The organism is Pectobacterium odoriferum, from assembly GCF_009931295.1.
GTDB classification, from domain to species: Bacteria; Pseudomonadota; Gammaproteobacteria; order Enterobacterales; family Enterobacteriaceae; genus Pectobacterium; species Pectobacterium odoriferum.
In genome coordinates this window covers 1,349,413-1,368,144 of sequence record NZ_CP034938.1, presented here as the reverse complement: position 1 = coordinate 1,368,144, position 18,732 = coordinate 1,349,413, and the positions used below count along the sequence as shown (strand labels likewise).

17 protein-coding genes are annotated in these 18,732 nt (G+C 51.0%); 13 read left to right on the top strand and 4 right to left on the bottom strand.

Translation table 11 applies throughout. The features are described from left to right. Positions 1-504 precede the first annotated feature (504 nt). On the bottom strand, positions 505-1,809 hold the full coding sequence (gene tig / locus EO763_RS06020) for a trigger factor (protein ID WP_161528402.1): 1,305 nt from the start codon (positions 1,807-1,809) through the stop codon (positions 505-507). A gap of 316 nt (positions 1,810-2,125) precedes the next feature. Beyond that, positions 2,126-2,440: a transcriptional regulator BolA gene (bolA, locus tag EO763_RS06015; RefSeq protein WP_161528401.1), complete on the bottom strand. Its 315-nt coding sequence runs from the start codon at positions 2,438-2,440 to the stop codon at positions 2,126-2,128. A gap of 380 nt (positions 2,441-2,820) precedes the next feature. Between bolA and EO763_RS06010 the strand changes: the two genes are divergently transcribed. The 8 genes from EO763_RS06010 to EO763_RS05975 all read left to right on the top strand — a co-directional run bounded on the left by EO763_RS06010 (position 2,821) and on the right by EO763_RS05975 (position 11,697). After that, positions 2,821-3,399: a lipoprotein gene (locus EO763_RS06010; RefSeq protein WP_010304166.1), complete on the top strand. Its 579-nt coding sequence runs from the start codon at positions 2,821-2,823 to the stop codon at positions 3,397-3,399. Between the two features lie 59 nt (positions 3,400-3,458). Next, the gene (gene ampG / locus EO763_RS06005) at positions 3,459-4,946 is read left to right on the top strand and encodes a muropeptide MFS transporter AmpG (protein WP_161528400.1); all 1,488 of its coding nucleotides are present in this window, start codon (positions 3,459-3,461) and stop codon (positions 4,944-4,946) included. A 423-nt stretch (positions 4,947-5,369) separates the two neighbouring features. Then, complete coding sequence (cyoA, locus tag EO763_RS06000; protein ID WP_039490487.1) at positions 5,370-6,332, top strand: cytochrome o ubiquinol oxidase subunit II; 963 nt, start codon at positions 5,370-5,372, stop codon at positions 6,330-6,332. 4 nt (positions 6,333-6,336) lie between these two features. Next, a complete protein-coding gene (gene cyoB, locus EO763_RS05995; RefSeq protein WP_161528399.1) occupies positions 6,337-8,328 on the top strand; it encodes a cytochrome o ubiquinol oxidase subunit I in 1,992 nt (663 codons plus the stop codon). After that, the gene (locus EO763_RS05990) at positions 8,318-8,932 is read left to right on the top strand and encodes a cytochrome o ubiquinol oxidase subunit III (protein WP_161528398.1); all 615 of its coding nucleotides are present in this window, start codon (positions 8,318-8,320) and stop codon (positions 8,930-8,932) included. The genes cyoB and EO763_RS05990 overlap by 11 nt, the downstream gene beginning before the upstream one ends. Then, complete coding sequence (locus tag EO763_RS05985; protein WP_010282099.1) at positions 8,932-9,264, top strand: cytochrome o ubiquinol oxidase subunit IV; 333 nt, start codon at positions 8,932-8,934, stop codon at positions 9,262-9,264. Before EO763_RS05990 ends, EO763_RS05985 begins: the two co-directional genes overlap by 1 nt. Positions 9,265-9,278: 14 nt before the next feature. Beyond that, positions 9,279-10,169: a heme o synthase gene (gene cyoE, locus EO763_RS05980; protein ID WP_161528397.1), complete on the top strand. Its 891-nt coding sequence runs from the start codon at positions 9,279-9,281 to the stop codon at positions 10,167-10,169. Positions 10,170-10,332: 163 nt separating this feature from the next. After that, positions 10,333-11,697: an MFS transporter gene (locus EO763_RS05975; RefSeq protein ID WP_161528396.1), complete on the top strand. Its 1,365-nt coding sequence runs from the start codon at positions 10,333-10,335 to the stop codon at positions 11,695-11,697. Between the two features lie 55 nt (positions 11,698-11,752). On the opposite strand, the gene EO763_RS05970 is transcribed toward EO763_RS05975, so the two are convergent. Next, the gene (locus EO763_RS05970; protein ID WP_010299103.1) at positions 11,753-12,244 is read right to left on the bottom strand and encodes a YajQ family cyclic di-GMP-binding protein; all 492 of its coding nucleotides are present in this window, start codon (positions 12,242-12,244) and stop codon (positions 11,753-11,755) included. A gap of 189 nt (positions 12,245-12,433) precedes the next feature. Here EO763_RS05970 and panE point away from each other — a divergent pair, with 189 nt between their 5' ends. Both panE and yajL read left to right on the top strand, forming a co-directional pair. Continuing rightward, positions 12,434-13,342 (top strand): 2-dehydropantoate 2-reductase, encoded by a 909-nt coding sequence (gene panE / locus EO763_RS05965; protein WP_161528395.1) that lies wholly within the window; start codon positions 12,434-12,436, stop codon positions 13,340-13,342. Next, entirely contained in the window at positions 13,305-13,895 is a 591-nt protein-coding gene (gene yajL / locus EO763_RS05960) for a protein deglycase YajL (RefSeq protein WP_161528394.1), read from the top strand. The genes panE and yajL overlap by 38 nt, the downstream gene beginning before the upstream one ends. A gap of 36 nt (positions 13,896-13,931) precedes the next feature. Here the strand turns inward: yajL and thiI are convergent, their stop codons facing one another. Continuing rightward, on the bottom strand, positions 13,932-15,380 hold the full coding sequence (thiI, locus tag EO763_RS05955; protein ID WP_039514067.1) for a tRNA uracil 4-sulfurtransferase ThiI: 1,449 nt from the start codon (positions 15,378-15,380) through the stop codon (positions 13,932-13,934). Between the two features lie 252 nt (positions 15,381-15,632). On the opposite strand from thiI, the gene xseB reads away from it, so the two are divergent. Genes xseB through dxs form a run of 3 tightly spaced genes read left to right on the top strand, consistent with a single transcriptional unit; the run spans position 15,633 to position 18,673 of the window. Continuing rightward, positions 15,633-15,881 carry an exodeoxyribonuclease VII small subunit gene (gene xseB, locus EO763_RS05950; RefSeq protein WP_010282080.1) on the top strand — a complete coding sequence of 83 codons (249 nt, stop codon included), beginning with the start codon at positions 15,633-15,635 and terminating at the stop codon, positions 15,879-15,881. Further along, positions 15,878-16,789 carry a (2E,6E)-farnesyl diphosphate synthase gene (gene ispA / locus EO763_RS05945; protein ID WP_161528393.1) on the top strand — a complete coding sequence of 304 codons (912 nt, stop codon included), beginning with the start codon at positions 15,878-15,880 and terminating at the stop codon, positions 16,787-16,789. The genes xseB and ispA overlap by 4 nt, the downstream gene beginning before the upstream one ends. An 18-nt stretch (positions 16,790-16,807) precedes the next feature. Beyond that, a complete protein-coding gene (dxs, locus tag EO763_RS05940; RefSeq protein ID WP_161528392.1) occupies positions 16,808-18,673 on the top strand; it encodes a 1-deoxy-D-xylulose-5-phosphate synthase in 1,866 nt (621 codons plus the stop codon). The last annotated feature ends 59 nt before the right edge of the window (positions 18,674-18,732 follow it).

Sequence of the window (18,732 nt, the reverse complement as noted above, 5' to 3'; positions counted from 1 at the left end):
CGTTGTTCAATCATTGCGCGGTTCAATCATAGTATTACTCAATTCTACTAGAGATAGAGAGGGATGACTATTGAACCCTGCCCCGCCCCAGTTGAACAACCCATCCGGCCGAGAATCCTTACCTGCTGTGCCCACTTTTCCTCTTCAGTGAGTGGGGGCACACGCATTGTATTTCAAGCTTACACTATCAATCGTTCTCTATTAAAGAGCCAATTATTTTATTCTTAACACGTTATCGGCACGGCAACGCAGTGGTTTAACTCGTTGCCTGACCTAGAAAATTCTCTACCTGACTTAATAGTAGTGCAATTTCAGGCGACCATTTCTCATCGATTCACTGACGCAAGCGGAGGCGCTAGACGTCAGGTTAAGTTCCACCTAAACGATAATTATCGATATCAAGATCGCGTAAGGCTATAAGCAAAAAGCCCGCGCCATAAGGCACGGGCTTTTGATAGGGAAGCCTCCCCGCTACGCAATAAACGATGTTGATATCAACAGGGTTTATGCCGTAGTCGTTTGGTTCATCAGTTCGTTGAAGCTTACTGATTTCTCAACAACTTTCGCTTTAGCAAGCACGGTTTCTACCGCTTGTTCTTCCAGAGCAACGTTACGCATGTTGTTCAGCAGCTCTTTGTTTTTGCTGTAGAACTCGATAACTTCCTGCGGATCTTCGTAAGCAGAAGCCATCTCTTCGATCAGTGCATTAACACGCGCTTCGTCAGCTTTCAGCTCATTGCTGCTGATGACTTCGCCCAGCAACAGACCGATAACAACGCGGCGTTTAGCTTGCTCTTCGAACAGCTCACGCGGTAATTCCTGCGCTTGCTTCTCGTTGCCGCCAAAACGCTGCGCAGCCTGACGACGCAGAACGTCGATTTCGCCATCGATCAGTGCAACTGGCACGTCGATTTCGTTGGCGTTGATCAGTCCGTCCAGAACCTGAGTTTTAACACGGTTACGCACCGCGCCTTTCAGCTCACGTTCCATATTTTTACGAACTTCAGCACGCAGACCTTCCTGAGACCCATCAGCCACGCCGAAACGTTTGATGAATTCTTCAGTCAGTTCAGGCAGCTCACGCTCTTCAACTTTCTTCAGGACGATAGCGAACTGAGCCGCTTTTCCTTTCAGATTTTCAGCGTGGTAATCTTCTGGGAAGTTCACGTTGATAGTGAATTCTTCACCCGCTTTGTGCCCAACGATGCCATCTTCAAAGCCTGGGATCATGCGATTCTGGCCCATTGCCAGAACGAAGTCGGACGCTTTTCCGCCTTCAAAGACTTCACCGTCGATAGAGCCAGTGAAATCGATCGTTGCACGATCTTCCGCTGCCGCAGCGCGGTCGGTTTCTTTCCAGGTTGCCTGTTGCTTACGCAGCGTGTCCAGCATAGTATCAACGTCAGCATCAGTCACTTCAACAATCGGTTTTTCAACTTCGATCGCATCCAGACCTTTCAGTTCGATTTCCGGGTACACGTCAAACTCAACAGAGTAAGTGAAGTCGCCGCCTACAGCATATTCGCCAGGGATATAGTTAGGCGCGCCAACCGGATTAATTTTTTCTTTGATGATAGCGTCAACAAAGTTGCGCTGCATCAGGTCACCCAATACGTCCTGACGCACGGAGGCACCATAACGCTGAGCAACAACATTCATCGGCACTTTGCCTTTACGAAAACCGTCAATACGTACTTTTTTGGCCGCGTTGACCAGCTCGCTCTTCACCGCACTCTCAATGATGTCAGCAGCAACGGTAATCGTTACGCGACGTCCCAGACCTTGAGTGGTTTCAACTGAAACTTGCATCTTGTTACCTCAAAAAATCACAGTGATCGGTCAACCCCAAAACTATTCTCGCGACGAAAACTCTCACGACAGCAGGGCTGATTCAGCGCTGGCACCAAGGCGCACAGGCTTAAATAAACCTCGCAGAACCGGGAAATTGCCAACCCCGTCCCTGTAGTCAGAAGCGTCCCGAATACATTCAGGAAAAAATAGACGCAGCATTATAGCGATATAGAGGGGATGAGTCGAGAACGGCGGGCAGACTATTACAGCAACGAATTCACACTTTTGTCAGTAACCCGCCCTGAATATGTCAGGAACGGGCCATATTAATGACTTAAGAGAGGATGCCAGCACCACCGCAAGGCGGTGAAGAAGGAACGGCCTTTTGCAAACTGGTCCACTCTTTTGTCGTATATGTATGTAGCGCTAACGCATGCACCGACCCCTCCAGCTCCGCTGCCAGTACGGCATAGACAGCACGATGCCGGCCAATCACGCGTTCGCCCGCGAATTTATCGCTGACCAGTACAACTTTAAAATGACTTTCTGCGCCCGCAGGCACGTTGTGACGATAGCTCTCATCAGTCACGTCTAAATGAGCGGGTTCAAAACCTACACGCAGCTTTTCTTCTATCGTTTCACGCATCATACGACTACCCTTTCGGCTTGGGGAAAATTTGATATCAACGCGACATTGCTGCCATTCACCGATGCCCGAATCACTTACTTAACGGGATTCCCTATCTTTCCACTTTCATACAACTCGAATGATTTAGGGTATAACCTTAACGTTTTTCAACCTGTTATGCGTAAAGGCGGCATAACAAATGAAGAAAAGAGGTCGCGAAGGGTTGAGATATCATCGGCGGTCTTGATGTGATAAAAACGGTTTTTCCAGGTCAACGGCATGAAAAAGATGAATTTCAGGACAATTTACCTGCTATCGGCTCTTTTTCCTGCCTGTGGCGATGATATGATATCAACAATATTTGTCAGCTCACCACACTAATCATTACTGAGAAAATACGAATGTTAAAAAAATTATTTTTCCCTCTTCTGGCCGTCATTCTGCTTGCAGGATGTGCAGCAAAAAGCAACACGCTGAACATCACACCAAAAATTAGCGTACCTTCCCAAGATCCGACCCTGATGGGCGTAACGATTAGCATCAATGGTGCAGATCAGCGTGCCGATCAAGCTCTGGCGAAAGTGAATCGCGACGGCCAATTGATTACGCTGACGCCTTCTCGCGACCTGCGCTTCCTATTGCAAGAAGCGCTGGAGAAACAAATGACCGCGCGTGGTTACATGATCGGTACTGGCGGCCCAGTAGCCTTGCAGATCGTGGTGAACCACCTGTACGCCGATGTCTCCGAAGGGAACCTGCGCTACAACATCACGACCAAAGCGGATATCTCCATCATTTCTCAGGCAGCAAATGGCAATAAACAGGTGAAAAACTACCGCTCAACTTACAACGTTCAGGGTGCGTTTACTGCCAATAATGAAAACATTACCAATGCCGTTAACACGGTGTTAGGCGATGTCATTAACGACATGGCACAAGACACGACTGTAAGTAGCTTTATCAAAGAAAACGCCCGTTAATTTCTGTACGCCGCTTCCCTTGCTTCTGAATGCTCACGGAGCAAGGGAAAGGATTCTTCATGTTTAGTCGCATCATTGCTTTGTTCAGCCAACGTAATTCGCTTTTTATGCTGTTACTTGGCTTCGCTTCCGGTTTACCACTGGCATTGACATCCGGCACATTACAAGCTTGGATGACCGTCGAGAATGTCGATCTGAAAACCATTGGTTTCTTCTCTTTGGTGGGTCAAGCCTACGTATTCAAGTTTCTGTGGTCCCCCCTGATGGATCGCTATACCCCGCCGTTCCTTGGCCGGCGCCGGGGCTGGCTGATTCTCAGTCAGCTTCTGCTGATTGCCGCCATTATTGGTATGGGGTTTATGAATCCGGCAAGCGATCTCTGGTGGCTGGCCGCACTAGCGGTTCTGGTCGCGTTCTGCTCCGCTTCTCAGGATATTGTTTTTGATGCCTATAAGACGGATTTACTTCCTCCTGGAGAACGTGGCACAGGTGCAGCGACTTCGGTATTAGGTTACCGTCTGGCGATGCTGGTTTCTGGTGGGCTGGCGCTGTGGATGGCCGATCGCTATTTCGGCTGGCAGGCCACCTATTGGTCAATGGCAGGATTAATGTTGATCGGTGTGTTCGCGACTCTGTTCGCACCGGAACCACTGAATAGCCAGCCAGCGCCACGCAGTATGGAACAGGCGATTGTAGCCCCTCTACGCGACTTCTTCGCACGTAACAACGCCTGGCTCATTCTTTTGCTTATCGTGCTATACAAGCTCGGTGACGCCTTTGCGATCAGTTTGACGACAACCTTCCTGATACGCGGCGTTGGCTTCAATGCTGGTGATGTCGGGCTGGTGAATAAAACACTTGGGCTATTCGCCACCATCGTTGGGGCAATTTACGGCGGATTATTGATGCAGCGGCTCTCGTTGTTCAGAGCGCTGATGCTGTTTGGTATTCTTCAGGCCGTGTCCAACGCGGGATATTGGCTGCTGGCTATTACAGATAAAAGTCTGTTCACCATGGCCAGCGCGGTTTTTCTGGAAAATCTCTGCGGTGGCATGGGAACGGCTGCGTTTGTCGCACTATTGATGACGCTGTGTAATAAATCATTCTCGGCCACACAGTTTGCCCTGCTTTCTGCCCTTGCGGCCGTCGGACGGGTTTACGTTGGCCCTATCGCTGGCTGGTTTGTCGAATCCTATGGCTGGGCATGGTTCTATCTGTTCTCGATTTTTGCCGCATTGCCAGGTCTGGCCATCCTGCTGCTCTGCCGTGAAACACTGGAATTTACCCAGAAAACCGACACCTTTCAGTTACGGACACGTTTCCAGAATTACTACAAGAAGGCCTTACATGTGTTGGGATTAGGTGTGATCGTGCTGGCATTGTGGCTTATGCTGCTGATCAGTAATGCGCTGGAATGGTCCTCACTGCCTCTGCTAGCAGAATACCTGCTCGCCGCAGGCGGCACGCTCGCCCTGTTGGGCATTTTCTTGGGCAGTTTGTTGGATTACCTGTCACTCAGACGGGCGTCAAAATCGTCAGTACGCTAGCTAATATTCGTTCAGGCAGTGCTCATCTGCTGCCTGAACCTATTACACCGTTCCTTTATTTAATTATTTTTCTCATAATATCTTGCTACAGGGAATTTTATTTCCTCGTAAAATCCCCCAAAACTAATTTCATTTGTCATCAAAAACGCAGGTTGAGCAAAAATTTCACCAAACTAAAAATAGAAAATAAGCGTTACGATGAGTTGTAATTTCTTATTATCCTTCCATACTCTTATCTGGGTAGCCTCTTAATTTGCTGTTTTTCAATATCATTTTTATTTTGGCTATCTTTGTGACATTAAGGGCAAAAAACAGCAACAAACGGCTGACATAACCTTAATCATGTTTACAGTGCAGTAACCTTCCCGTAAAATGCCCGCTCGCGTAAAATGACAATAGAGCCCTTGTTATTGAGGTCGCTAGATGAGACTCAAGAAATACAATACAATTTTTGGGATGCTGTCTTTATTTGCAGCCACTGCTTTGCTGAGCGGTTGCGATATGGCGCTGATGAACCCCAAAGGAGAGATCGGGTTAGAGCAAAGATCGTTAATACTGACTGCCATCGGGCTGATGTTGATCGTTGTGATTCCCGTTATCGTTATGACGATAGCTTTTGCCTGGAAGTTTCGTGCTTCCAATGAAAAGGCAAAATATACCCCGAACTGGTCACACTCCAATAAGATAGAAGCTGTAGTTTGGACTGTACCAATTATCATTATCGTCATTCTTGGCACGATTACCTGGAAGACGACCCACTCGCTTGATCCCTATAAGCCACTGGTGTCAGACGTCAAACCTATCAATGTCGAAGTTGTTTCGCTTGATTGGAAATGGCTGTTTGTTTACCCGGATCTAGGTATCGCGACGGTTAACGAACTGGCTTTCCCTGCCAACGTGCCTGTTGCGTTCAAGATTACATCCGACTCCGTGATGAACTCCTTCTTCATCCCTCGTCTTGGTGGACAAATCTATGCCATGGCCGGAATGCAGACGAAGCTCCACTTGATTGCTAACGAACCGGGCAAATATGACGGTATCTCTGGCGGCTATAGTGGTAAAGGCTTCTCTGGTATGAAGTTCACCGCGATTGCCACACCAACTCAACAAGAGTTCGACCAGTGGGTTGCGAACGTTCGGTCGTCCCCTAAGACACTGAATACCATGGATGAATTCAACACGTTGGCTAAGCCAAGTGAATTTCATCCTGTCGAATACTTCTCCAGTGTCCAGCCGGATTTGTTTAATAATATTATTCGCAAATTCACAGGCAACGACATGAACATGCAACATCATGGTGAAGGCATGAAGCACGACGAAAACATGCAACACGGTGAGGGTATGAACATGGGCGAGCATGGCTCGCACAAAGGAGCCGAGGGATAATACGATGTTCGGAAAACTTACACTCGATGCGGTTCCGTATCACGAACCCATTATTATGGTCACCGTGGCGGCGATCATCGTTGGCGGCCTTGCGCTGCTGGCGGCAATAACCTATTTCGGTAAGTGGAAATGGCTGTGGGCCGAATGGTTCACCTCTGTCGACCACAAGAAAATCGGTATCATGTACATCATCGTCGGTTTGGTGATGATGATACGTGGTTTTGCCGATGCCATTATGATGCGTGGCCAGCAGGTGCTGGCTTCTGCCGGGCAAGAAGGCTTTCTAAACGCTCACCACTACGATCAGATTTTCACCGCGCACGGTGTCATCATGATCTTCTTCGTAGCGACGCCGTTTGTTGTTGGCCTGATGAACCTTGCGGTTCCTTTGCAGATCGGTGCGCGTGACGTTGCTTTCCCCTTCCTGAACTCCCTCAGCTTCTGGCTGTTTGTCGCAGGCGTTATCTTGATCAACCTTTCTCTCGGGGTTGGTGAGTTCGCACAGACGGGTTGGGTGGCGTATCCACCGCTTTCAGGGAAGGAGTACAGTCCCGGCGTCGGGGTCGATTACTGGATATGGAGTCTACAGATATCCGGTGTAGGTACCACGCTGACGGGTGTTAACTTCTTCGCCACCATTCTGAAGATGCGCGCGCCTGGCATGACGCTGATGAAAATGCCAGTATTTACCTGGACGGCACTGTGTACCAACGTGCTGATCATTGCCGCATTCCCAATCTTGACCGTTACCATTGCGCTGCTGACGCTTGACCGTTACCTCGGCACCCATTTCTTTACCAATGATATGGGTGGCAACATGATGATGTACATCAACCTGATTTGGGCATGGGGTCATCCTGAGGTTTACATTCTGGTACTGCCAGTCTTCGGTATTTACTCCGAAGTGGTTGCGACCTTCTGTAAAAAACGGCTGTTTGGCTACACCTCACTGGTGTGGGCAACGATTGCGATTACGGTTCTGTCCTTCATCGTTTGGTTGCACCACTTCTTTACCATGGGGTCCGGCGCGAACGTCAACGCCTTCTTTGGTATAGCCACCATGATTATTTCAATCCCGACTGGGGTTAAAATCTTCAACTGGCTGTTCACCATGTATCAAGGCCGTATCGAATCCAACTCCGCGATGCTGTGGACCACGGGCTTCATCATCACCTTCACCATCGGTGGGATGACCGGGGTTCTGCTGGCTGTACCGGGCGCGAACTTTGTCCTGCACAACAGCCTGTTCCTGATTGCTCACTTCCATAACGTGATCATCGGCGGCGTGGTGTTCGGTTGCTTCGCAGGTATTACTTACTGGTTCCCGAAAGCCTTTGGCTTCACCCTGAACGAAACCTGGGGTAAGCGCGCGTTCTGGTTCTGGATTATCGGCTTCTTCGTTGCCTTCATGCCGCTGTACGTCCTCGGCTTCATGGGGATGACGCGCCGTCTGAGCCAGCAAATCAACCCTGAGTTCCACGCCTTGCTGGTTGTGGCCTCCATCGGTGCAGTGTTGATTGGTATCGGTGTACTGTGTCAGGTTATGCAGTTCTACGTCAGTATCCGTGACCGTCACCAGAACCGCGATCTGACGGGCGATCCGTGGGGTGGGCGTACGCTGGAGTGGGCAACCTCTTCTCCTGCACCGTTCTATAACTTTGCTATCGTGCCACACATCAACGATCGTGACGCATTCTGGGAAGCGAAAGAGAAAGGTGAAGCTTACAAGCGCCCTGCCAGCTATGAAGAGATTCACATGCCGAAGAACACCGGCGCCGGTGTGATTATCTCCGCATTCAGCCTGGTATTCGGTTTTGCCATGATCTGGCATATCTGGTGGCTTGCCATCATCGGCTTCGCTGGCATGATTGTGACCTGGATTGTGCATAGCTTTAATCAAGACGTGGATTATTACGTGCCGGTTAAAGAAATTGAGCAAATTGAGAATCAGAATTTTGATCAACTCAGTAAGGCAGGCGTGAAACATGTCAACTGAAACTCTGACTAACCACAATACTGCCCATGCCGAGCATGGGCACCACGACACAGGCGCGACCAAGGTATTCGGCTTCTGGGTCTACCTGATGAGCGACCTGATTATTTTCGGGTCACTCTTCGCAACCTATGCAGTACTGGTTAACGGTACTGCGGGCGGCCCGACCGGGAAAGAGCTTTTCCAACTGCCTTTCGTGCTGGTGGAAACGTTCGCGCTGTTGTTCAGTAGTATTACCTACGGCATGGCGATGATCGCCATGAACAAGGGCAACAAATCCCAGGTTAATGCCTGGCTGGGCGTGACCTTCCTGTTCGGTCTGGTGTTTATCGGGATGGAAATCTATGAATTCCATCACCTGATCGCTGAAGGCTATGGCCCAGATCGCAGCGCGTTCCTGTCTGCCTTCTTTGCACTGGTCGGTACCCACGGGATTCACGTAACAGGCGGTCTGATTTGGTTGGTCATCATGATGATTCAGGTCTCTAAACGTGGCCTGACTGCAACCAACAAAACACGTCTGATGTGCCTGAGCCTGTTCTGGCACTTCCTCGACGTGGTATGGATCTGTGTCTTCACCGTTGTTTATCTGCTGGGGGCGATGTAATGAGTCATTCAACAACCGATCATTCAGGTGCCAGCCACGGCAGCGTTAAGTCATACGTGATAGGTTTTGTTCTGTCTGTAATTTTGACAGTGATTCCTTTCAGTATGGTTATGAGCGGCACTGCCTCGCATAGCGCCATCCTTTTCACGGTGGTGGGATGTGCCGTGGTTCAGATTCTGGTACATCTGGTGTACTTCCTGCACCTGAATACGTCCTCAGAAGAGCGCTGGAACGTGGTGGCTCTTGTGTTTGCCGTCCTGATTATCGCTATTGTCGTCGTGGGCTCCATCTGGATTATGATGAGCGCACACCACAATATGATGATCCAGTAACAGAGCCGTAAAAGATGATTAAGCAATACCTGCAAGTTACTAAACCAGGAATTATTTTCGGAAATCTGATTTCCGTTATCGGTGGATTTCTCCTTGCGGCCCAAGGCCGCATTGATTATCCCCTGTTTTTCGCCACCCTCGTGGGTGTGTCGTTAGTCGTTGCATCTGGCTGCGTGTTTAACAACGTCATTGACCGCGACATCGACAAGAAAATGGAGAGAACCAAAAATCGGGTTCTGGTAAAGGGACTGATTTCGCTGAAGGTAACGCTGGTTTACGCATCGCTGTTAGGTATTGCGGGCTTTGCTCTGCTCTACATCGCGGCTAACCCGCTGGCCATGTGGCTGGCGGTAATGGGCTTCGTCGTGTATGTCGGTGTGTATAGCCTGTACATGAAGCGGCATTCTGTTTATGGCACGCTGATTGGCAGCCTGTCCGGCGCGGCACCACCGGTTATCGGTTACTGTGCCGTCAGCAACCAGTTCGATGCTGGCGCGTTGATTCTGCTGCTGATCTTTAGCCTGTGGCAGATGCCGCATTCCTACGCGATTGCGATTTTCCGTTTCAAGGATTATCAGGCCGCCAACATTCCGGTACTGCCTGTTGTGAAAGGCATCTCCGTTGCGAAACACCACATCACGCTGTACATCGTGGCGTTTGCAGTAGCGACTCTGATGCTGTCTCTCGGCGGCTATGCTGGCTACAAATATCTGATCGTTGCCGCAGCAGTTAGCGTCTGGTGGTTGGGTATGGCGCTGTCAGGCTATAAAAATGCGATTGATGACCGCGTGTGGGCAAGAAAACTGTTTGTTTTCTCCATTGTCGCGATTACGTCACTGAGCGTCATGATGTCTGTGGATTCAATGGCACCAGCGCATGAAATCCTGCTGACCTACCTGCGTTAAATGCATTAAGAAAGATATTCATTAAGCAAAACAGGTGGCTCGTCCACCTGTTTCTTCTCCTGCCTTCCCCCGCCTCTCGCTCGCCAAATCACGTAACAAACCTATCGTTTACTGTTTGGTCAATAACGCACTAAAATAGCGCCAATTGTTTTCCGAGGTACACATGAACGATAATAAAATGACCCCTGGCGAATTACGCGCCACATGGGGCTTGGGAGCCGTTTTTTCACTACGCATGCTTGGCATGTTCATGGTGTTGCCTGTCCTGACGACTTACGGCATGGCCTTACAGGGTGCCAGTGAAGCGCTGATTGGTATTGCGATTGGTATCTATGGCCTGATGCAGGCTATTTTCCAGATTCCCTTCGGTCTGGCCTCCGACCGCATCGGCAGAAAACCCCTGATCGTCGGGGGGCTGTTGATTTTTGCTCTCGGTAGCATCATCGCCGCACTGAGCGATTCTATCTGGGGTATTATCCTTGGCCGGGCACTACAAGGCGCGGGGGCAATCTCCGCTGCCGTTATGGCGCTGCTTTCTGACCTGACGCGTGAGCAGAACCGAACGAAAGCCATGGCGTTTATCGGTGTTAGCTTCGGCGTCACCTTTGCTATCGCGATGGTCGTTGGGCCTATCGTTACCCATGCCTTCGGTTTACAGGCGCTCTTCTGGGGCATTGCCCTTCTGTCACTCGCAGGTATTGTCATTACTCTGACGCTGATTCCTTCCGCACCTGAGCACGTTCTGAATCGAGAATCGGCGATGGTGCGCGGCAGTTTCCGCAAAGTACTCAGCAATAGCCGCCTGCTGAAACTGAACATCGGCATTATGTGTCTACATATTTTATTGATGTCGAGCTTCGTCGCCCTGCCGCGCGTAATGGAATCTGCGGGGCTGGCACCGCAGGAGCATTGGAAAGTCTATCTGACCACGATGCTGATCTCTTTTGCCGGCGTCGTGCCTTTTATCATTTATGCTGAAGTGAAAAGACGAATGAGGCAGGTCTTCATCGGCTGTATCGTGGTGCTGATCGCCGCAGAGGTTGTCTTATGGGCGGCGGGTAACCATCTTTGGCAAATTATCATCGGCATACAGCTATTCTTTCTGGCCTTCAACGTTATGGAAGCACTACTACCATCGCTGATTAGCAAGGAATCACCTGCGGGATATAAAGGCACCGCGATGGGCGTTTACTCCACCACGCAGTTTATCGGTGTGGCAATTGGCGGGAGCCTCGGCGGCGGGCTGTTTGAGCTTTATGGTGCTTCTGCCGTGTTTATGGCTGGTGCAGCCATTTCAGCCGTCTGGCTACTCGTCAGCTTCACCATGCAAGAACCGCCTTATCTCAGCAGCCTGAGAATTACCCTGCCTGATTTAGCGCTGCGCGATAGTGAATTAGAACAGAAAATACGTACTCAACCCGGCGTTGCAGAAGTTGTGGTCGTGCCGGATGAACAGAGTGCCTATGTGAAGATCGATAATAAGAAAACCAATCGGCAGCAGTTAGAACAGTTGGTAGGACAGAACTAAATAGAAAGGCCAGCTTACGCTGGCCTTTCTGTTCATCGGCGGCTGACTAAAAGTATCAATCGCGGAAGTTGGTAAACTGGAACGGTTGCCCCAGATTCCCGCCGCGAATCAACGCCATCACACCCTGCAAATCATCGCGTGATTTACCGGTGACGCGAACCTGTTCACCCTGAATCTGCGCCTGCACTTTCAGTTTGCTGTCTTTGATCAGCTTGACGATTTTCTTCGCCTGCGTAGTCTCAATGCCCTGCTTCAGCTTCGCTTCCACGCTGTACGTTTTACCGCTATGCTCGAACTCTTCTGGGACTTCTAACGCACCGCCTTCAATCCCGCGTTTCAGCAACTTTTCGCGCATGATATCAATCAGCTGTTGCACCTGAAAATCAGACTCGCTAGCCACTTTGATACTCTGTGATTTCTCATTCAGTTCAAAGCTGGCCGGAACATTACGAAAATCCCAACGGGTGCTCAGATCGCGCGTCGCATTTTCCACCGCGTTACGGACTTCCTGCATATCAATTTCCGAAACAATATCGAAAGATGGCATAATTCGCTCTCCTGACAAATTTGGCTGGCGAGCATAATAACCGCTCTTCTGCGATAAGCAAGATGCCAGATACAATCCCGATTTTTTACGCGGCATCAGGTAAACAGGCCGAATAACACAAGATCGTGACATGAATGATAGCCTATGATGGCAGAACGACAGCGCCCGCATCAAATAAGGGAGACGCACATGAAAATCACCGTTCTTGGCTGTGGCACGCTGGGCCAACTTTGGCTCGCCGCGTTACATCAGCAAGGGCATGATGTCCAGGGATGGCTGCGTATTCCGCAACCGTATTGTCCAGTCAATGTCACCCAGTTGGACGGTCAGCACTGTAATCTCAACCTGACGGCGAACGATCCCGATCATCTTGCCCAAAGCGAACTTCTGCTGGTGACGCTAAAAGCCTGGCAGGTTTCCGATGCCGTTACCGTGCTGTTGCCGCAGCTCAATCCGCATTGCACGATTCTGCTTTTACACAACGGGATGGGTACACGAGAAGAATTGCCGTCGCTGCAGCAGCCACTGGTACTCGGTATCACCACCCACGCCGCCCGACGCGACGTAAATAACGTCGTACACGTTGCGGCAGGCACAACGCATATCGGCACGTTTAATGGCGACAGTAGCCAAAGCCATTTAGCTGAAGTACTGCATCAGGCCTTGCCGGATGTGGCCTGGCACACCAACATTAGTGCCACCTGCTGGCTGAAGTTGGCAGCTAACTGCGTCATCAACCCGCTCACGGTGAAATATCACTGTACCAATGGCGAGCTTTCTGCGTACCCAGAACTGATTGCATCGCTTTGTCAGGAAGTGACCAGCGTCATGGAACGTGAAGGCTTCCATACATCGCGAGATAGCCTGCTGCTCTACGTGAATCAGATTATTCAGAACACCGCAGCAAACACCTCATCGATGTTGCAGGACATCCTCGCTCAGCGACATACCGAAATTGACTACATTACCGGGTATTTACTGCACCGTGCGCGTCTCCACGGTCTGATACTCCCCGAAAATGCCCGTCTGTTTGACTACATTAAGCACAAGGAAAATGATTATGACCGCATCGGCACTGGTGTGTCTGGCACCTGGTAGTGAAGAAACTGAAGCCGTCACGACCATCGATTTGCTTGTCCGAGCGGGTATTCAGGTCACGCTTGCCAGCGTAGCCAGCGATGGCAATCTGGAAATCGTCTGCTCACGCGGGGTAAGGCTGCTGGCGGATGCCCCACTGGCTACCGTTGCCGATCGGCCTTTCGATGTGCTGGTGTTACCGGGCGGCCTGCAAGGTGCGGAGTGCTTCCGCGATAGCCCAATACTGGTGGAATGCATTCGGCAAGCGCATCTGGACGGGAAAATTGTCGCTGCGATGTGTGCAACGCCTGCGCTGGTGCTGGAATATCATCAGCTGTTTCCCGTCGGAAACATGACGGGCTATCCTGCGTTTAAGGATAAGATTGCACCAGAAAAATGGATGGAAAAGCGCGTCGTCTACGATCCACGTGTGAATCTGTTAACCACGCAAGGGCCGGGTACCAGCATGGATTTCGCACTGAAGATCATTGATTTACTGCTGGGAAAAGAAAAAGCCGCAGAAGTCGCCGCACAGCTCATCCTGCCGCCGGGAATTCATAATTATCGCGATTAAGACTGACGAAAAAGGCGCTTGCGCGCCTTATTTCTATTACGGACGGTATACCTTCACATTGCTGAAACCTTGCTCACGCAGGTACAGCGCCTGCAAGCGGCTCATCACGCCACGCTCGCAGTAAAGCAGATAGGTTTTGCTCTGATCCAAATCGCCAAACTGCGTACCCAGCTTGTAGAACGGTAAGGATTTGATTTCGATCTGATCCAGCTCAAGCGGCTTATCGTCCTGTTCATCCGGCGCACGGATATCCAGCAGCACGTCGGTTGGCGCAAACGACGCGACCGTTTCGACTTCAACCACGTCTTGTTTGGTCTGCTCGGCGATCTCACGGATATCAATATTCCGGGCTTCACTCACCACGCGATCCAGGATAGCAAAATCAAAGTGGCCTTCTTCGGCCTCGATCTTCGCTTTTACCGCCTTCACCGTCGGGCTTTTGGAGATCACACCACAGTATTCCGGCATCGTTTTGGCGAAATCTTCCGTCCCCAGTTCACGAGCCTGTTTGATAATGTGTTCTTTATCGTGAGAAATCAGCGGGCGCAGAATCAGGGTATCAGAGGCGTTATCGATCAAACGCAGGTTGGTCAGCGTCTGGCTGGACACCTGCCCTAACGCTTCACCAGTCACCAACGCCTGAACACCGTAACGCTCAGCAACTTTGGAGGCCGCTCGCACCATCATGCGCTTCAGCACGACGCCCATCTGGCCGTCGTCGACCTTCTCGAGAATTTCACCCACGACAGGATCGAAATCGATAGCAATAAAACGCACCCGATGCGAGCTACCAAAGCGGTTCCACAGATAGTGTGCTACCTGTTTCACCCCAATCTCATGGGCTGCACCACCAAGGTTGAAGAAGCAGTAATGCACACGGCATCCGCGACGCATCAACATATAGCTGGAGACACCAGAGTCGAAACCACCGGAAATCAGTGACAGCACATCTTCCTGCGTACCGATCGGGAAGCCGCCGATACCTTCATAGCGCCCTTTAATCAGCAACAGACGGTCCTGCTCGATTTCCAGATGCACGGTGACCTGCGGTGCAGTGAGATTGACTCGTGCCGTTTCAATGTGCTGGTTCAAACCGCCGCCGACGTAGCGTTCTACGTCCTGTGAGCTGAATTCATGCTTACCGCGACGTTTCACTCGCACGCAAAACGTCTTGCCTTCCAACCGCTCACGGTACAGCGCCAGCGCTTGTTCAAAGATATTGTGCACGTCGGTGTAGGCGTGATCTTCAACTTCCAGAATATGGTGAATGCCGGGAATTCTCGTCAGCGCATCACGAATCGCCTCACGCTGGCTTTCGTCTTTGGCCCGAACTTCGATATGATCCCAGTGACGGACAACCGCCAGCGTTTCATCATAGTGTTTTAATACGTTGCGAATGTTTCCGGTTAGAATCTTGATAAAGCGCAACCGCACAGATTGGCTCTTGATGGTGATTTCCGGGAACAATTTAATGATAAACTTCATGGTGGCTGTCGTTACTTGGTCAGAAAGGCGTAAATAAATTTACCCTGAGCACTAAAATCACGTTATCGGTAAAATCAGCCAGAACAGAGATGATTTTACCAATAGCATCCAGGGCGCGGAGTATATCATTATATGAAGATATACTGTGCGCTTTAACCGTATAATTGTTGCGCATCCACGGATGACCACACGCAACACCACGCTCTGCCGCCACAAGCCAACGGCGTATAACACCAGGATTCTGAAACCACTATGCCTAAGAAGACCGAGCAGCCAGTCAGCTTTGAAAGCTCGCTGAACGAACTGGAAAAAATCGTTACCCGCCTCGAATCAGGCGAACTGCCGCTGGACGATGCGCTAAATGAGTTTGAGCATGGCATCCAGCTCGCTCGCCAGGGTCAGCAAAAACTGCAACAGGCGGAACAGCGCGTACAAATCCTGCTGAGCGACGATCCCGAAGCGCCGCTGTCACCGTTTACGCCGGATAACGACTCGCTATGACCGATTTCAGCACGCAACTGAATGCACATTACCAACGCACTAACCGGATGTTGGGGCATTTCATCGCCAGCCTCCCCTTTCAGAGTAGTCCACTGGTCAATGCGATGGAGTATGGCTCACTCTTAGGAGGCAAACGCCTGCGTCCGTTTCTGGTTTATACTACGGGTGAACTGTTTGGCATGTCGTTAGAGAGTCTGGATGCCCCTGCTGCGGCAGTCGAATGTATCCATGCTTATTCATTGATTCATGACGATCTGCCTGCAATGGACGACGACGATTTACGCCGTGGACAGCCAACCTGCCACATCAAGTTTGGTGAAGCTAATGCCATTCTGGCGGGGGATGCACTGCAAACGCTGGCATTCTCCATTCTGGCCGACGCGCCAATGCCGCAGGTTTCTGACCACGATCGACTGGCGATGATTTCAGAATTGGCTCACGCCAGTGGCGTAGCAGGCATGTGCGGTGGTCAGGCTTTTGATCTGGAAGCGGAGGGCCATAAGGTCGATCTGGCCGCGTTAGAGCGGATTCACCGCCACAAAACCGGTGCATTGATTCGTGCCGCTGTCCGACTAGGCGCACTGGCAGCCGGCGAAACAGGCCGCGCCGCTTTGCCCCATCTGGATCGCTACGCTAGCGCAATTGGGCTCGCTTTTCAGGTTCAAGACGATATTCTCGATGTTGTTGGCGACAGCGCGACAACAGGCAAACGTCAGGGTGCAGACCAGCAGTTAGGTAAAAGCACCTATCCCAGCTTACTGGGGTTAGATAATGCACGAAAAAAAGCACAGGAGCTCTATCAGGAATCACTGGCATCGCTTGACGATCTCGTCGCATCCAGCCCGATTCCGCTGAATATTGCTCCACTACAAGCGCTGGCGAATTTCATCGTTGAACGCGATAAGTAATTACCTAATGAGTCTCTAATGAGTTTTGATACCGCGAAGTACCCTACATTGGCGTTAGTGGAAACACCGGATGAACTTCGGTTGTTGCCGAAAGAGAGCCTGCCAAAGCTGTGCGATGAGCTGCGCCAATATCTGCTGGACAGCGTCAGCCGTTCAAGCGGCCATTTTGCTTCAGGGTTAGGGACGGTTGAATTAACGGTTGCACTGCATTACGTCTATAACACCCCTTTCGATCATCTGGTATGGGATGTTGGCCATCAGGCTTATCCGCACAAGATCCTGACGGGTCGCCGCGATCGTATTTCAACGATCCGTCAAAAAGGCGGCTTGCACCCTTTTCCATGGCGTGATGAAAGCGAATATGACGTATTAAGCGTCGGCCATTCATCCACCTCAATCAGTGCCGGACTGGGCATGGCCGTTGCGGCCGAGCGTGAAGGCAAAAGCCGTCGTACCGTTTGTGTGATCGGCGACGGCGCGATTACCGCAGGCATGGCCTTTGAGGCGATGAACCACGCAGGCGACATCAAATCCGATCTGTTGGTGGTGCTGAACGACAATGAAATGTCGATTTCGGAAAACGTCGGCGCACTGAACAACCATCTGGCGCAGCTGCTATCCGGCAAGCTCTACGCCAGCCTGCGCGAAGGCGGTAAAAAAGTCTTATCCGGCCTGCCGCCCATCAAAGAGCTGGTGAAACGCACCGAAGAACACCTTAAAGGCATGGTCGTGCCGGGCACGCTATTTGAGGAACTGGGTTTTAACTATATCGGCCCGGTTGACGGTCATGACGTTCAGGCGCTGGCGCATACGCTAAAGAACATGCGTAATCTGAAAGGCCCGCAGCTTCTACACATCATGACGAAGAAAGGCAAAGGTTACGCCCCTGCCGAGCAGGATCCTATCAGTTGGCACGCGGTACCGAAATTCGATCCGGCCAGCGGCACGCTACCGAAAAGCAAAGAAGGCGCACAACCTACTTATTCCAAAATCTTCGGTCAATGGCTACAGGAAACGGCCGCCAAAGATAGCAAACTCATGGCAATCACGCCTGCAATGCGCGAAGGCTCGGGCATGGTGCAATTTTCCCGCGACTATCCGCAGCAATATTTTGACGTAGCGATTGCCGAACAGCATGCCGTAACGTTTGCTGCCGGTCTGGCTGTCGGTGGCTATCATCCGGTTGTCGCCATTTACTCGACTTTCCTGCAACGCGCTTACGATCAGGTCATCCACGATGTGGCGATCCAGAATCTACCGGTTCTGTTTGCTATCGATCGCGGCGGTATTGTTGGTGCCGATGGACAAACGCATCAGGGTGCGTTCGATCTCTCTTTCTTACGCTGTATCCCGAACATGATCATCATGACGCCCAGCGATGAAAATGAGTGTCGTCAGATGCTGCACACGGGTTATCACTACCAGAAAGGCCCGACGGCGGTGCGCTATCCGCGGGGAAATGGTACGGGTACGGAGCTGACGCCACTATCGGAGCTGCCAATCGGCAAAGGCGTGGTGCGTCGTCAGGGCGAAACGATCGCGATTCTGAACTTCGGTACACTATTGCCGGAAGCTCAGGCTGCGGCAGAAAAGTTAAACGCCACCCTCGTCGACATGCGCTTTGTGAAACCGCTGGATGAAGCGTTACTCGAAGAGTTGGCACAGTCTCACGGTACGTTTGTGACGCTGGAAGAGAATGCGGTTATGGGCGGTGCGGGGAGCGGTGTGAATGAATTCCTGATGGCGAAACGCCTTGCCGTCTCGGTGCTGAACATTGGGCTACCGGACGTCTTCATCCCACAAGGTTCTCAGGAAGAAATCCGTGTCGATCTGGGTCTGGATGCCGCGGGTATCGAGCGCAGAATCACGCAGTGGATGGAATAAGCAACTCACGATAACCGGGGCACATGGCCCCGGTTCAATAATGTCAGTCGTTCAATAAC

Coding starts and splice junctions, on each gene's coding strand:
- tig (WP_161528402.1), bottom strand. CDS start 1,809: ATGCAAGTTTCAGTTGAAACCACTCAAGGTCTGGGACGTCGCGTAACG.
- bolA (WP_161528401.1), bottom strand. CDS start 2,440: ATGATGCGTGAAACGATAGAAGAAAAGCTGCGTGTAGGTTTTGAACCC.
- EO763_RS06010 (WP_010304166.1), top strand. CDS start 2,821: ATGTTAAAAAAATTATTTTTCCCTCTTCTGGCCGTCATTCTGCTTGCA.
- ampG (WP_161528400.1), top strand. CDS start 3,459: ATGTTTAGTCGCATCATTGCTTTGTTCAGCCAACGTAATTCGCTTTTT.
- cyoA (WP_039490487.1), top strand. CDS start 5,370: ATGAGACTCAAGAAATACAATACAATTTTTGGGATGCTGTCTTTATTT.
- cyoB (WP_161528399.1), top strand. CDS start 6,337: ATGTTCGGAAAACTTACACTCGATGCGGTTCCGTATCACGAACCCATT.
- EO763_RS05990 (WP_161528398.1), top strand. CDS start 8,318: ATGTCAACTGAAACTCTGACTAACCACAATACTGCCCATGCCGAGCAT.
- EO763_RS05985 (WP_010282099.1), top strand. CDS start 8,932: ATGAGTCATTCAACAACCGATCATTCAGGTGCCAGCCACGGCAGCGTT.
- cyoE (WP_161528397.1), top strand. CDS start 9,279: ATGATTAAGCAATACCTGCAAGTTACTAAACCAGGAATTATTTTCGGA.
- EO763_RS05975 (WP_161528396.1), top strand. CDS start 10,333: ATGAACGATAATAAAATGACCCCTGGCGAATTACGCGCCACATGGGGC.
- EO763_RS05970 (WP_010299103.1), bottom strand. CDS start 12,244: ATGCCATCTTTCGATATTGTTTCGGAAATTGATATGCAGGAAGTCCGT.
- panE (WP_161528395.1), top strand. CDS start 12,434: ATGAAAATCACCGTTCTTGGCTGTGGCACGCTGGGCCAACTTTGGCTC.
- yajL (WP_161528394.1), top strand. CDS start 13,305: ATGACCGCATCGGCACTGGTGTGTCTGGCACCTGGTAGTGAAGAAACT.
- thiI (WP_039514067.1), bottom strand. CDS start 15,380: ATGAAGTTTATCATTAAATTGTTCCCGGAAATCACCATCAAGAGCCAA.
- xseB (WP_010282080.1), top strand. CDS start 15,633: ATGCCTAAGAAGACCGAGCAGCCAGTCAGCTTTGAAAGCTCGCTGAAC.
- ispA (WP_161528393.1), top strand. CDS start 15,878: ATGACCGATTTCAGCACGCAACTGAATGCACATTACCAACGCACTAAC.
- dxs (WP_161528392.1), top strand. CDS start 16,808: ATGAGTTTTGATACCGCGAAGTACCCTACATTGGCGTTAGTGGAAACA.